Origin of the sequence: Pseudomonas sp. NPDC086278 (assembly GCF_050280905.1) — a bacterium.
Classification (GTDB): domain Bacteria; phylum Pseudomonadota; class Gammaproteobacteria; order Pseudomonadales; family Pseudomonadaceae; genus Aquipseudomonas.
On record NZ_JBNNWE010000077.1, the window covers coordinates 1 to 13,186 of the forward strand.

Below are 13,186 nucleotides of genomic sequence, written 5' to 3' on the forward strand. Positions count from 1 at the left end.
TTTTCGATCCGCACGCAACGAACAAAAGCCAATTGGCCGAACAGACGTTTGCACTCAATTGGCAGCTTGTACGAAATCAAACGACAGCTCGGGAAATGACCGACGAAGATCGCTGGCGAATACAACCGCTAGTCGCTAGCCCTACGTGAAGCCGTGCTGACACACTGTGTCGTCCACGCCGATGAGACTCCGGTACAAATGCTGATGCCAAGTGCGAAGAAAAACCATCGCGCTAACGTCTGGGCCTATGCCACCAGCCAGTTCTCTGATCTGACGGCGGTCGTTTAAGACTTTAGCCCGAGCAGCACTGGCGAACATGCACGGAACTTTCTAGGCAGCTGGAACGGCAAACTAATCTGCGACGACTTCGCTGGCTACAGGCAGGCTTCGAGCTGGGCGTTACGGAGATCGGCGGTATCGCTCACGCGCGCCGGAGGTTCTTCGACTTGTACGCGACCAACAAGAGCCAGGTCGCCGAACAAGCGTTGCACTACATAGCGACCTTGTACGAAGTTGAACGAGAGGCACGCGAGCTGGAGTGTATCCGGCAGCGAATACGGCAGGACAAGCCGCGCCGATCATCGAGGCACCTCATGTCTGGATGATCGCCCAGAGGCATAGATTAGAACGTTTTCTCGTACGTCTACTCACTTGGAATCAGGCACAACGGTGATTCCCGTAATCTGCAATCCGCGAAGCCGTCAACCATGCAAAACACCCGAATATGAAACCTTAAAAATCGTACAAACCATTGAATAATTTGAAGTTTGAATGGTGATGGCTGTTGGCACGCCCCATGCAATTTGTTGTTGTGCGTAGCGTTGGCACATTGATCGACGCGCGTCTAACCGTGATTACTGAGGAATCCGACATGAACGCCATTGACCTTTTGAAAGCAGACCACGAGCGCGTTAAAGCCATCCTCACCCAACTTAGTGAGTCGACTGAGCGCGGCATCAAAAAGCGCACTGAATTGCTGGCCAAGCTAGAGATGGAGATCACCATCCATACCAAACTGGAGGAAGAAATCCTCTACCCAGCCTTCAAAGAGGCTGGGGGTAAGGAACAGGACATAATGTATTACGAAGCGAAGGAAGAGCACCGTACTGTGGACTCTCTGGTACTCCCGGATCTGAAAGCGACAGATCCTGGCACGCCAGAGTTTTCTGGCCGTGTGAAAGTGGTCAAGGAACTCTTGGAGCATCATATCGAGGAAGAAGAAACAGAGATGTTTCCTCAAGCAAACAAACTCCTCGGCAAGGCCAAGCTGAATGAGCTCGGACAGCAGATGGAAGACATGAAAGCGGCATACAAAAAAGCGCTTTCAAGTTCAAGTCTGGCGGCATAACTGGCTTAAAGAGGCCCGGCTAAATGCCGGGCCTTTTTGTGTCCAAAAAAAAACCCGCATTTCTGCGGGTTAATGAGGTCACTCACGCGAGCCATCCAGGCTCGTATCTGTTTGAGGTTCGCCCCTCGCAGAACGTTTAAATAAATTTCGGTGAGACGGACCGAAGGTACCGCGCCCTTCAGACCGCTAGTCACATCCCCTTCCATCTCTCTGAACTAACCGCCTGCATTGCTCCTCTCCCAATTACCATCTAACTATCGAAAGGGGCTGGACGTCATGAGAGCACTCACTTACCACGGCGCGCATAGCGTCAAAGTGGACACTGTCCCAGATCCTATCATTGAGGAAAGTGACGACATCATTCTTCGGGTAACAGCCACCGCGATTTGCGGTTCCGACCTTCATCTTTATCGCGGAAAAATTCCGACAGTCGAACATGGCGACATCTTCGGCCATGAGTTCATGGGCATCGTCGAGGAAACCGGCGCAGCGGTTACTGCCGTGCAACCGGGGGACCGTGTCGTAATCCCTTTTGTCATCGCTTGCGGTAGTTGCTTTTTCTGCCAGCTGGATTTGTTTGCTGCGTGTGAAACGACCAACACGGGGCGTGGAGCGATCCTGAACAAGAAGACCATTCCACCAGGTGCCGCGCTATTCGGGTTCAGCCACATGTATGGAGGCATTCCCGGAGGCCAAGCCGAGTTCGTGCGTGTACCCAAAGCCAATACTGGGCCCTTCAAAGTCCCTGGGACGCTGTCGGACGAGAAGGTCCTGTTCCTCTCGGACATCTTGCCGACCGCCTTCCAGGCAGTGACAAACACCGGCATTGGCGCTGGTTCAAGCATTGCCATCTACGGTGCAGGGCCGGTCGGATTGTTGAGCGCAGCCTGCGCGAGAATGCTGGGTGCGGATCAGATTTTCATGGTTGATCACCACGCCTATCGCTTGGCTTATGCACAGAAAACTTACGACGTGATTCCGATAAATTTCGACGAAGACGATGATCCTGCAGACACGATCATTCGACAAACCAAAGGCATGCGGGGCGTGGATGGTGTCGTGGATGCGGTAGGTTTTGAAGCCAAAGGCAGCACCACCGAAACGGTACTTGCGACCCTCAAGCTTGAAGGCAGTAGCGGCAAGGCATTACGCCAATGTATCGCAGCCGTTCGACGCGGCGGAGTCGTGAGTGTGCCTGGAGTGTACTCAGGCTTCATTCACGGATTTCTATTTGGTGACGCTTTCGACAAGGGGTTGACCTTCAAAATGGGACAGACACATGTGCAGCGTTTTCTTCCAGAACTACTCGGCCACATCGAGACGGGTCGCCTTGCGCCGGAAGTCATCATCAGCCATCGCATGTCGCTCGAACAAGCCGCTGAGGGCTACAAGATTTTCGACAAGAAAGAAGAGGATTGCAGGAAGGTCATTCTGACGCCTGGTGATAATCATACGGCCATGCCAGAGAGCGTTATCGATAACAGTGTTCTGGCTACATAGCCTCACGGCATTACTGAAGCTTAGGAGCCGCAAGTATCCGAATCTTGCGGCTCTATTTTTGTAACCGTCTGGGCAACACACCTTCCTGATGCCATCGCTTAAGGCGATGGTGTCCACCTAAATTTAAGTGGATACCATTTTTTGGCCTCTTCAAGCGGACGCCCATGCCACAAGAACGTCGTTCCTATTCCAAGTCCTTCAAGGCCCAGGTCATCGCCGATGGGTACGCAGGCTGACACCTCGATTGCCAATGTCGCCTTGACCCACAACCTCAATGCAAACCTTGTCCATAAATGGATTCGGGTGCATGCGCAGAAAAATCTGGCACTGCAAACTGCCTTTATTCCGGTCAAGGCATTGTCTTCGACAGCAGCCCCTCAAGTTCTTCCGGCCACGATTCGAATCGAAGTGCCTCATTCAAAAGGCGTAGTCGTAGTGAGTTGTCCACGCTGACGAAACGCCGGTACAAATGCTGACGCCAGGCGCGAAGAAAACACATCGCGCTTACGTCTGGGCCTATGCCACCAGTCAGTTCTCCAATCTGGCTGCGGTCGTTTACGACTTCAGCCCGAGCCATGCTGGCGAACATGCTCGAAACTTCCTTGGCCACTGGAACGGGAAGCTGGTCTGCGATGACTTCGCTGGTTACAAGGCAGGCTTTGAACTGGGTGTCACGGAGATCGGCTGCATGGCCCATGCACGCCGAAAGTTCTTCGACTTGCACGCGACCAACAAGAGCCAGATCGCCGAAAAAGCGCTGCACTACATCGTGGACTTGGATGAAGTTGAACGAGAGGCACGCAAGCTGGAACCGGATGTCCGGCAGCGAATACGGCAGGAAAAAACAGCGCCGATCATCGACGCACTTCATACCTGGATGATCGTCCAGAGGCAGCTTGTGCCTGAGGGATCGGCCATCGCCAAGACGTTGGATTAAACTGGGTGCCGTCGCACAACCTGTGACACTCAGTTGCTTACGAGAACACTCGCAGAAATCCGAGCGGCCAGATCGTCCGCCACCCTTTTATTTTACATCTCTTCAATCCTTGGTCTTTACTGCCAAGCGGACAGGAGCGGTCGATTTCGACCTGGCCTTAGGACTTAGTCAGTGCCATCTAGGGAATGATCTATGAAGCGCATTCAACTGAAAGAAAATCATCCGGGAAGAACGCCTAAAAAAAGCATCGCATTTCAATGGGCAGCCATTGGGATGTTTGTATTCAGCTTTCCGTTCAGCGGCCTCAGCGCTGCATCCATTAAGGCGGCTACTCAAGTGGCGGACACCGTCTATTTCGGCGGCTCTATCTTGACCATGGAAGGTGATAGTCCCTCCTATGCCGAGGCGATTTCCGTGAAAGACGGAAAGATTCTGTCTGTTGGAAACAAGGCTGATGTTCTGAAGGATCAGGGCGATCACAGCCGCCTTGTTGACTTGCAAGGTAAGGTGCTTCTTCCGGGATTTATCGATGCGCATGGTCACGCCTGGACTACGGGTTTCCAGAAACTGTCCGCTAACCTGCTGCCACCTCCGGATGGCGGGGGCAATTCCATTCCAGCGGTGGTGGAAGCGTTGAAAAACTGGCAGCAAAAAAACGCTGTCGCTATCGATAAGGTTGGATGGATTGTCGGATTTGGCTATGACGACTCTCAATTGGCTGAGCAGCGCCATCCCACCGCAGATGATCTTGACCAAGTTTCTACCGAACTGCCTGTTGTCATCATCCATCAGTCAGCTCACCTGGCAGTGATGAATCATAAAGCGCTGGAAATATCCGGCATTTCGGCAAAGACCGCCGATCCCTCCGGCGGCGTGATTCGTCGTACAAGCGATGGTAAAACCCCTGACGGCGTGCTTGAGGAAATGGCGTTTTTCGCCCCAGTCTTCAAACTGTTGGCTACTTTTGATCCTTCGGTGAATGAAAAGATTGCCTTGGCTGGTGCCGATTACTACGCACAGTATGGATTTACCACGGCCCAGGAAGGTCGAGCCAGCAAAGCACAAGTAGAGACCTGGCAAAAACTGGCCAGCCAGAAAAAGATGAAAATTGATGTGGCAGCCTATCCTGATCTTCAGGCGGAGCAGGCTTTCATGAAAACGGTTTCTCCAAGTGCCGAGTATGACAACCACTTCCGGGTCGCTGGGGTAAAGCTCAGCTTGGACGGTTCCCCCCAAGGCCGCACTGCTTGGATGACAGAACCATACAAGGTTCCGCCGCCAGGCCAGCCAGCCGATTACAAAGGCTACCCTGCAATTCCCAAAGCTGAAGATAGAGAAGCGCTGGTCAATCAAGCGTTCAAAAGTAACTGGCAGGTGCTCGCCCATTGCAATGGCGATGCAGCGTCCGATGCGTTCATCGAAGCCGTGGCAAAAGCCGAAAAAAGGTACGGCAAAGGTGATCGACGTACAGTCATGATTCATGCTCAGGCTGTTCGTGAAGATCAGTTGGACAAGATGAAAACGCTGGGCATCATCCCGTCTTTCTTCGGCATGCAGACGTTCTATTGGGGGGACTGGCACCGCGACGTGACAATGGGCAAAGAGCGCGCATTTCGTTGGGATCCTGCCGCCTCTGCCATCAAACGCGGAATGCTTTTCACTGAGCATCACGACGCGCCTGTCGCCACACCTAGCGCAATGATGATCGTCTTTGCCTCGGTCAACCGCACCAGCCGCTCGGGAGAGGTGATTGGGCCTGACCAGCGCATCAGCCCATACGTGGCTTTGAAGTCCATTACGGCCTCTGCGGCTTATCAATATTTTGAAGAAGGGAGCAAAGGAACCTTGCAGCCAGGCAAACTCGCAGACTTCGTTATATTGAACAAAGATCCTACCAAGGTTGCCCCTGCAACTATCAAGGACATCCAAGTTCTCGAAACGATCAAAGAGGGCGACATTGTCTATAAGGCAGTGGAAGGATAGCTATCTATAGATGTCGAGGTTTATCGCGACGCCCGACACGAAGGTGCAAGTGCACACCATGTCTTGGCTTTGCGAGGCTGGGTAGATGACTTGGCCGGACGCATACCATTCCATGTCGAAGTTGCGACATTTATTGGCATGGCTATGCGAAGCGTAGGCGCCAAATTTTCCTCAGATGCCGTCGGTAAAAATTTCAATTGGCCAGCATTGGACTACAAGGCGTAGCGGGTGATCTATTTAAGATGTCCAGGCCTGGCGCATCCCCCAAAGCCGATCTCGATGCCTCAAAAAATTTGAACCGCTTGTAGGCACGCTCGCCTAATGAACAGCTTGTGGAGAATTCCACGGGCATTTTGCCAATACCGGCATACTCCGAGAGGTGGGCAACATGGCTAAAGACGAGAAGAAAAGCAAAGGTGATGCTTCGAAAGCCAGCAAGGAATTGAAGGACAAAAAGTCATCACCGGCAAAGAAATCAGCTGCGGCCTCGGCTCTTTCTAAATCTTCCGAAAAGAAAGACAAGAAAAAAGATGCCGAACCAAAGAAATCTGCAAAAAAAGCTGATAGCAAGCCAGAAAAGGCTAAAAAATCAGAGAAGGCAGAAAAGCCGGCGAAAAAGAAAAAGTGACATCTGCTACATGCTAGGGCTTTACGCCCTAGCTTCATCAGGCTGTTTTGCCTTCGATAGCTACCTGTCAGCCAAGCGCGTTAGCAGCGCACTTACTTTGACCTTTCACTAATCACAGTTGCTGATACCGGATCTTGAACTGCGAGCGAAAACAATGCCTAGACACTCCAAACCAATGTCGTCCAGACCGCGCGAGAATCAGCAAAAACGCGATAAATGATTGGATGGTCGTGAGATCACGTACCCGATAATCCGGAAGAAAATGGAAGGTCTTAGTAGGATTTCAAAGCACCATTTTTAGTTCGCGACTCCTCACCAATCGCTACATGATGAAGACTGCCCGAACGCCGGATCCTTACCGTTCTTTTGAATCAAACGGCCGAGGCCGTCGGCCAGATCACGGGCAAAAAACGAACCTCCGAACGCTGCTAAGAAATGCATGATCCGACTATGGATTGCCGCCGCAGACTTCGTATACAAAGAAGCCGCTGACTTCGGCCCCACATTTGGCGCGCACAAACTACTAACGCTACCACTATAAGGCTGTATGGGCGGTCAAATGCATGAGACCAAAATCAATGTACGCCGGACGGATTTCTACATGGAGTATGGAAATTCGACTTAGGTTCATGAGGGCTGATAAGAGGCTCCGACCGCGAGCAGCTCGGTTGCTTACGAGTGTCGAAAACTTGGAAAACGACCAGGATTTCAGGCATCTAACACTGCCCGACAAACGTTTTGAATTTTTTTTGGCGCGCCCACTCTTTTGTCCATGAGCATAAGGAGGATCTCATGAACACTGATCTTTTCGTCATTGAATACAAGCTCCATGGGGAGCCGAAATCCTTCATCATCCGGACAAAGACAATGCGCAATGCAGACGCTTGGCATTGGGCGAGTTGTGATGCTGGATTAGCTCCCATACCAAAGCCTGGAAGACCGCCACTCAAAGTCATCTCCAAACCTCAAGCTGAAAAATATGGGGTGACTGATGTGAGATGGCGTGAGTCCGCAACCTTGAATTGGACGGAGATTTCACCCTCATGAGCGCATCCATTTCGAACGACGAAACTAACTTGCAACGCGGCGCCGAGGTGGCTCATTCGACTGCGCTTTTCTTTGAGGCGGATCGGCTAGATGCCTTTGCTTACAGCATTCTAGATACTGACGCCAAAACGGACGAAATCTGGAAAAAATTTACGGAGGCCAAAGCTATCGCGGACGCCAAGCGAGTCGAAGCAACCAGGATTTGGATTCAAGCAACACGTCAGAAAAAAACGACGAGTCCTAAGCTTGATACTTAATCTATCTAAGCCCCTGGATTTGTGAACTGGATGTAGACAAACCAGATAGCTGGCAGAAACCAAAACGTCGTGAAGATCCAAGGGGTACGAACGGAAAATAGCAGGGCCGTTCGATACCCCTTGCGCGACGACTCGCGTTCACTGAACAACGGTGGTTCGTCATACGCGAGCCCATCACATCGTCTAGATGTGAAGTTAAATTTTGGGCGAAATTCGTTCTCTCTAATCAATGATACGGTCAAATATTCAACCCAATGCCGTATCAAGAAACATCATGACCCCGAACCCCAACATCAGCCCAAGCGTCGCGTAAGTTTCGTGACCATTTCGATGTGTCTCGGGAATAACTTCATGAGAGACCACAAAAATCATCGCACCAGCAGCAAGCCCCAATGCAACGGGATACCCCAAGGCAAAGCTTGTTGAAATGCCAAGACCAACCACTGCGCCTACAGGTTCCATCAGTCCTGATCCAACGGCGATGAGCGCAGCACGCAAAGAAAAAATCCCAGTCACTCGCAGAGCCAGTGCAACGGCCAGACCTTCCGGAATGTCCTGAATGGCGATTGCAGTTGTAAGCGGCAGTCCCACCTTCATATCCCCATTGGCGAAACTGACACCGATGGCCATGCCTTCTGGCAAGTTATGTAGTGTTATGGCCAGAACGAAAAGCCATACTCGATTGAAGCGCTGAGCGTCAGGGCCCTTGCGTCCGCTCTCCAAATGCTCGTGGGGAACAAACCGCTCCAACCCCAGCATCAGCGCGACGCCCAAACCTAATCCGAGCACCACAACACAAGCAGCCAGCGTCTTGTTGCCGCAAATGGATTGCGCAGCATCGATGCCTGGGATAATGAGTGAAAAAGAACTAGCAGCGAGCATCATGCCGGCAGCAAAGCCGAGCATCGTATCTTGAGTACGTATGGTGACATTGCGTAAGACTACCGCTGCGGCGGCGCCGAGTGCAGTCGCGCCAAAACCGCAGAGTCCTCCCAGAAATGCATAGCCCAGATTGACCCGGTTTGCCCCCGTGAAGGCGCTGTACCCGCTTATCAACAACAAAACAGTGACACCCACCAGGGAAGCCCAGAAAAAAATGCCCATCCAACTGCCATTTTTTTCCAAGTCAAACTAGGAATACGAAGAGGTTCGAACGGGCGCAGGTTGCTCCGACATGGGGAACTCCTATCTTCCACTGGAACGCTTGGAAGCCTTTGTGGCGCCGGTCAGGATCAGTTTCGATATACGTTGCGCCTCTCGCTCAAACGACTTTGCGGTGGAGTCGAAGAGACGGGAAAAGCCTTCCACGGACACTACGGAAAAATCCTTCGAATTAGAAAACATTTGGTTCACCTCAATGCTTCAGTTAAAGCACCGCACGCCAGAACGGCGTGCGGTAATCTCCATCAGGCTTCGTCACGCCCTTGAACCCCTGCGCCCAAGTCTGCACCTGTGATTGGATTACTATCGGGGTCCGACATAGTCCGAGCTTTCAAGTCCATCAGCAGGGAGTCTTCACCCTCGCTCAGTGTCACAGTTGCCGTGCCATCGCCACCGTCGACTGCTGGCTTGGGATCTTCCACATAATCCCAATCGTCACCTTGATTCCATGGCCCGCGAGTGCTTTCTGCGCCTTGGGACATGTTGAAATAAACGTTGGTGAACTCAGGCATGCCGGGAAGCTTGCCTTGCGGGAAGTTCGGCTGGATCGAGTGCAGCGCTTTTTCGAATGACAGTTGATGCGCAATTTCGCGAGTCATCAGAAATCCTAGGGCCTCCTTTACACCAGGGTCATCTGTAACGTTCATCAGGCGTTCGTAAACAATTTTGGCGCGTGCTTCGGCGGCAATGTTGGAGCGCATATCTGCCGTGGGTTCACCGATGGTATCTACGTAAGCTGCCGACCAAGGCACACCTGCAGAGTTGGTCAGTGGCGCACCGCCACCGTACAACAGCGCAGTGATGTGAGAGTCGTTACCGGCGCCATTAATTGCACGATACAACTCACCCTCTTCCTCCACTCCCTCGGCCAAGCGACCCTTTGCGCCTTTGTTGAGCATCACAATGATTGAACCGACTATTTCAAGGTGACTCAGCTCTTCGGTGGCAATGTCCATGAGCAGATCCTTTCTGCCTGGATCATCTTCTGCCAGCGCTTGGGTGAAGTAACGAGACGCAGCGGCTAGCTCGCCTTGCGCTCCGCCAAATTGCTCAAGTAAAAGGTTGGCCAATCCTGGATTAGGCTGAGCCACGCGCACGGTATATTGAAGTCGTTTGTTATGTAGAAACATGACGAATCTCCTCAGGTCCAGAGGGCGTCGATACTCAATCGATGGTTCACCGAATGCGACGTCCACAATTATCTGAAGGCGATGAGATGGGGAAAATTTTATTAAGATTAGGGAATCGCGACCGACGGTTTTTAGCCGTGCAAATTACCCGTTTCCTCACCAGTCGTCGGTCCCTATTCAATCGATTCAAACTTTTTTCTACTGGTTGATCTCAACCGCTTTCAGGACTTTTTTGTGGTGAAAAACGTGTTTCATTGGAGCAACCATTTGTGCCCCTTTCCTTAAAAAAAACGTTGTTGATTGAGCTTAAGGTAGAAGGTGGATGGATATTCTTAAAGAGCCGTCGGCAGTGGTCTGCGGCCATAAACTCGAAAAAGCAAAGTCATACCGAACGCGGCATCACTGCTTCATTTATCGATTCGTCGAGCAAGCGTGTAAATGGGGTCGGCAGTGATTTACAGGACGCAAAGAAAGCGCAATCGAGTGACGGTAGAAATAGAGCGAAAACTGCGGATAGCAACAATAGAGGACTTGAGCGTTTACCAGAAGAAAGTGGGAGGTCAGTGTCAGACCTCCCGTCTTCCCTTCATTCTTTTACGAAGTGCCTAATCCACGTGATAGATCAGCTGGTGCATCGGATGCTGCGCGGTGATCCCCTTTCGTAGTCGCGTCTGCGTCCGAGTGTTCAGTCGTCTTTGTTACCGTATCGCGCACCGCCTCAAAGCCCTCCCGTGCCTGTTGCTTAACCTTGTCGGCCAGTCCTGCGCTGGTCTTGCCAAGATACCGTTGCTCGGTCGCCGTCGAAGGCAATACCGCCCCCAGCATGGCGCCTAACGCGATGCCCGCAGCGGCAACCATCAGGGGTTGCTCCTTGAGCAAATGACTAAATTGATTAGTCATAACTTGAGTACTGCGCACTAACCGGTCGCTGGCATCATGTACGGCGTGACTAATATTGTCGGTGGCCGCACCTAGATTATCCGTCAGTTTGGCGGCCTTGCCTTTGACGGTCTGGTAGCCCTCCTTAAGCGAGTCCGTGGTGTGATGCAAATGGTCACGCGCGCTGTCTATGCCATCTGCCAGCCCGTCGGCCCATTCTCCGACTTTGTTCTGATCCGGGCCTACGCGATAGCCAGGCTGTGCGGGTGGAGGGCGATTCTGGCTCATCATCAACCACAGCAATCCAACTGACGTCAGCACAGCGGGAACTGGATTATTACGCACACTGGTTCCGAGGTTAGTCAGGAATGTCGTGCAGTTGCTCTGCATAAAGCCCAGAGCCTGATCGAATACCTGGCCAGGGGTGAATTTGCTTTCCAGCGCATCAACGATGTTGCCGATGCTGGCCCGTTGCGCGTCGATTTCACGCTCTATGGCCTCGGGGCTTTTCTGCGATTCGGTTTCGAAATCAGTGTTCATGAGACTTTCCTCCGCAGCGCTTCCTGATCTTTATTCAAAGCATCCAGCGTGCGATCAGGTTTGAAGTGGGACGGTTCGAATTGTTTTTTCCCGGACTGCAGCATGGCGAACCCTACGATCATCACCACGACACCGACGATCAACGCAGCCAGCCATGGCGCCATCACCATGCTCAAACCGTAGACCGCAGACATCAACAGAATGATGAACCCCGCCAAGAGCACGACTGCACCGCCCGCGACACCAGCGATTCCCGCCTTAAGCGTCGTGAGGCTGGCTTGTAGCTCAGCCTTGGCCAAAGCGAGTTCCTTGGTGAACAACGCAGGTACTTCACGAGATAGCTGCCGTAGCAGCCCGACAACCGAAACGTCGGGATCAGGCACAGGCGCTGGTCTTGAACCCGGAAAATCTGGATCATCTCTGTTCATCACAGTGCTCCATTCAAGTTTGTGGAACCGGGTGTCGCGTTCGTTGTGAAGTCCGACGGATGATCATGCTCATTCGGCGAAGGCGGGGTGATGCCAGTGGCCAAGCCGGAGCTTTGGTCGGAGCGTGATGGGACGGAGGTTTCATAGGGACGTTGAGCGCCAAAACCACCTGACGGACTCATTGGGTTACCTGCTGCCGGATCGCTGGTATCAGTGAACGAAGCTGCCGGCGAGCTTCCTGCTTTCAGGAAGCGCGATAGGCCAAAACCCAGCGCGACACTGCCGGCGATGAAGAGCGCGGGGTTGTTACTTGCCAAATCAGCTGCGTCATGAAGAAGCTGTTCCGCACTTTTCCTCCGCAAGTTGCCCGCAAGGCCACTCATGGATTCAGCCATTTCAGCAAGGTAATCGGACATGCCGAGCGCGTCCTTACTTTCGATTTCTGAGGCGAAAGATTTCGCCCCTTCCGCCAGCGCCTCGATCTGCTCAGCTGCCGTGTCGCGATATTGCCCAAACTGCGCGTCTGCTTGCTGTCTCGCGCCGCCCAATGCGTCTGTAACGTTTTCTTTTAAATGTTCGAAGCCCTGCTCTGTCCCTGCGGAGTCGGGTTTATCGGCCTGACTCCCAGTAGTGCTGTCTGAAGTATTCATGTCGTCCCTCGCCTTCTGAATGAAAAAGCGTTGTCAGGGTTCGCCACGAATTCCCCGTAGCTCCCCTCAATCCAGATGACGGAGCAGCGTGGTGGGTAGTTCCAACGGAATGATGAGTGATGCTCTCACTTCGTCGCTTGGATGGCAGAGGCCTCAAGTGCTCTTGAGGCTGATTTCCGGATAACTGCCCAACGAGATACGAACCTGCCGACCTAGCCAATAGAAACGGAATGCCAGCTTTTTCCGCCCTTGGCACCAATGAACAGGCACAACCCATCCATGTCCTTAAGGGTGTCGTTTTTTCCGTGGAGTTTGGCGTTACGAACTGCCGTTCGGTCAAAGGCATGGGTACATCCCCTCCTCTCGTTCGATTGAGAAGAGATGTACGGTTCCGGCGATGCATCATCTATCTGGAAAGTGCTACGAGCAAAACCCGGATTTCGAGGTACTTGTTGATGTACTGAAAATTCGTGGCTGCTGGGAGATTTCGGTAGAAATCGCAGGAACGAAAAAAGAGGCCGAAGCCTCTATTTTCTAGCTTTGCAGCGCTCAATGGAGCTCTGAAAAGCAACATCTGGAGCGGGAAACGAGACTCGAACTCGCGACCCCGACCTTGGCAAGGTCGTGCTCTACCAACTGAGCTATTCCCGCGTCTTGGTGTGGCGCATTCTATAGAATCCAGATGCCCCGTCAACCCT

Annotated in this window: 12 protein-coding genes, 1 tRNA gene and 2 pseudogenes; 9 read left to right on the forward strand and 6 right to left on the reverse strand. The window is 52.4% G+C overall.

The genetic code is table 11. The features are described 5' to 3' along the window. Nucleotides 1-138: 138 nt before the first annotated feature. The 9 genes and pseudogenes from ACQKP4_RS21250 to ACQKP4_RS21290 form a co-directional block, all read left to right on the forward strand. Nucleotides 139-616 (forward strand): annotated as a pseudogene (locus ACQKP4_RS21250) (IS66 family transposase); the annotation flags it as partial. A 255-nt stretch (nt 617-871) separates the two neighbouring features. After that, nucleotides 872-1,348: a hemerythrin domain-containing protein gene (locus ACQKP4_RS21255; protein WP_427635579.1), complete on the forward strand. Its 477-nt coding sequence runs from the start codon at nt 872-874 to the stop codon at nt 1,346-1,348. A 276-nt stretch (nt 1,349-1,624) separates the two neighbouring features. After that, nucleotides 1,625-2,848, forward strand: a complete 1,224-nt coding sequence (locus ACQKP4_RS21260; RefSeq protein WP_427635580.1) for a zinc-dependent alcohol dehydrogenase — start codon at nt 1,625-1,627, stop codon at nt 2,846-2,848. 219 nt (nt 2,849-3,067) lie between these two features. Continuing rightward, on the forward strand, nt 3,068-3,301 hold the full coding sequence (locus ACQKP4_RS21265) for a hypothetical protein (protein ID WP_427635581.1): 234 nt from the start codon (nt 3,068-3,070) through the stop codon (nt 3,299-3,301). Further along, nucleotides 3,288-3,782, forward strand: a pseudogene (locus ACQKP4_RS21270) (IS66 family transposase); the annotation flags it as partial. The gene ACQKP4_RS21265 and the pseudogene ACQKP4_RS21270, both read left to right, overlap by 14 nt. 195 nt (nt 3,783-3,977) lie before the next feature. After that, on the forward strand, nt 3,978-5,768 hold the full coding sequence (locus ACQKP4_RS21275) for an amidohydrolase (protein ID WP_427635582.1): 1,791 nt from the start codon (nt 3,978-3,980) through the stop codon (nt 5,766-5,768). Between the two features lie 379 nt (nt 5,769-6,147). Next, nucleotides 6,148-6,396, forward strand: a complete 249-nt coding sequence (locus ACQKP4_RS21280) for a hypothetical protein (protein ID WP_427635583.1) — start codon at nt 6,148-6,150, stop codon at nt 6,394-6,396. 792 nt (nt 6,397-7,188) lie between these two features. Continuing rightward, nucleotides 7,189-7,443 (forward strand): DUF6555 family protein, encoded by a 255-nt coding sequence (locus ACQKP4_RS21285; protein ID WP_427635584.1) that lies wholly within the window; start codon nt 7,189-7,191, stop codon nt 7,441-7,443. Then, entirely contained in the window at nt 7,440-7,700 is a 261-nt protein-coding gene (locus ACQKP4_RS21290) for a hypothetical protein (RefSeq protein ID WP_427635585.1), read from the forward strand. Before ACQKP4_RS21285 ends, ACQKP4_RS21290 begins: the two co-directional genes overlap by 4 nt. A gap of 246 nt (nt 7,701-7,946) precedes the next feature. Here the strand turns inward: ACQKP4_RS21290 and ACQKP4_RS21295 are convergent, their stop codons facing one another. From ACQKP4_RS21295 to ACQKP4_RS21320, 6 genes are all read right to left on the reverse strand, one after another. After that, entirely contained in the window at nt 7,947-8,825 is an 879-nt protein-coding gene (locus ACQKP4_RS21295) for a ZIP family metal transporter (RefSeq protein WP_427635586.1), read from the reverse strand. Nucleotides 8,826-9,106: 281 nt separating this feature from the next. After that, the gene (locus ACQKP4_RS21300; protein ID WP_427635587.1) at nt 9,107-9,991 is read right to left on the reverse strand and encodes a manganese catalase family protein; all 885 of its coding nucleotides are present in this window, start codon (nt 9,989-9,991) and stop codon (nt 9,107-9,109) included. 594 nt (nt 9,992-10,585) lie between these two features. Next, a complete protein-coding gene (locus ACQKP4_RS21305) occupies nt 10,586-11,410 on the reverse strand; it encodes a DUF3618 domain-containing protein (RefSeq protein ID WP_427635588.1) in 825 nt (274 codons plus the stop codon). Continuing rightward, the gene (locus tag ACQKP4_RS21310) at nt 11,407-11,838 is read right to left on the reverse strand and encodes a phage holin family protein (RefSeq protein ID WP_427635589.1); all 432 of its coding nucleotides are present in this window, start codon (nt 11,836-11,838) and stop codon (nt 11,407-11,409) included. The genes ACQKP4_RS21305 and ACQKP4_RS21310 overlap by 4 nt, the downstream gene beginning before the upstream one ends. Further along, nucleotides 11,838-12,488: a hypothetical protein gene (locus ACQKP4_RS21315; RefSeq protein WP_427635590.1), complete on the reverse strand. Its 651-nt coding sequence runs from the start codon at nt 12,486-12,488 to the stop codon at nt 11,838-11,840. Before ACQKP4_RS21315 ends, ACQKP4_RS21310 begins: the two co-directional genes overlap by 1 nt. 575 nt (nt 12,489-13,063) lie before the next feature. Then, nucleotides 13,064-13,139: transfer RNA gene (locus ACQKP4_RS21320), tRNA-Gly, on the reverse strand. Nucleotides 13,140-13,186: the final 47 nt, after the last annotated feature.

What these genes read in the sequence shown, in the direction of transcription:
- ACQKP4_RS21255 (WP_427635579.1), top strand. Translation starts at nt 872, where the DNA reads ATGAACGCCATTGACCTTTTGAAAGCAGACCACGAGCGCGTTAAAGCC.
- ACQKP4_RS21260 (WP_427635580.1), top strand. Translation starts at nt 1,625, where the DNA reads ATGAGAGCACTCACTTACCACGGCGCGCATAGCGTCAAAGTGGACACT.
- ACQKP4_RS21305 (WP_427635588.1), bottom strand. Translation starts at nt 11,410, where the DNA reads ATGAACACTGATTTCGAAACCGAATCGCAGAAAAGCCCCGAGGCCATA.
- ACQKP4_RS21315 (WP_427635590.1), bottom strand. Translation starts at nt 12,488, where the DNA reads ATGAATACTTCAGACAGCACTACTGGGAGTCAGGCCGATAAACCCGAC.
- ACQKP4_RS21265 (WP_427635581.1), top strand. Translation starts at nt 3,068, where the DNA reads ATGGGTACGCAGGCTGACACCTCGATTGCCAATGTCGCCTTGACCCAC.
- ACQKP4_RS21310 (WP_427635589.1), bottom strand. Translation starts at nt 11,838, where the DNA reads ATGAACAGAGATGATCCAGATTTTCCGGGTTCAAGACCAGCGCCTGTG.
- ACQKP4_RS21285 (WP_427635584.1), top strand. Translation starts at nt 7,189, where the DNA reads ATGAACACTGATCTTTTCGTCATTGAATACAAGCTCCATGGGGAGCCG.
- ACQKP4_RS21290 (WP_427635585.1), top strand. Translation starts at nt 7,440, where the DNA reads ATGAGCGCATCCATTTCGAACGACGAAACTAACTTGCAACGCGGCGCC.
- ACQKP4_RS21275 (WP_427635582.1), top strand. Translation starts at nt 3,978, where the DNA reads ATGAAGCGCATTCAACTGAAAGAAAATCATCCGGGAAGAACGCCTAAA.
- ACQKP4_RS21300 (WP_427635587.1), bottom strand. Translation starts at nt 9,991, where the DNA reads ATGTTTCTACATAACAAACGACTTCAATATACCGTGCGCGTGGCTCAG.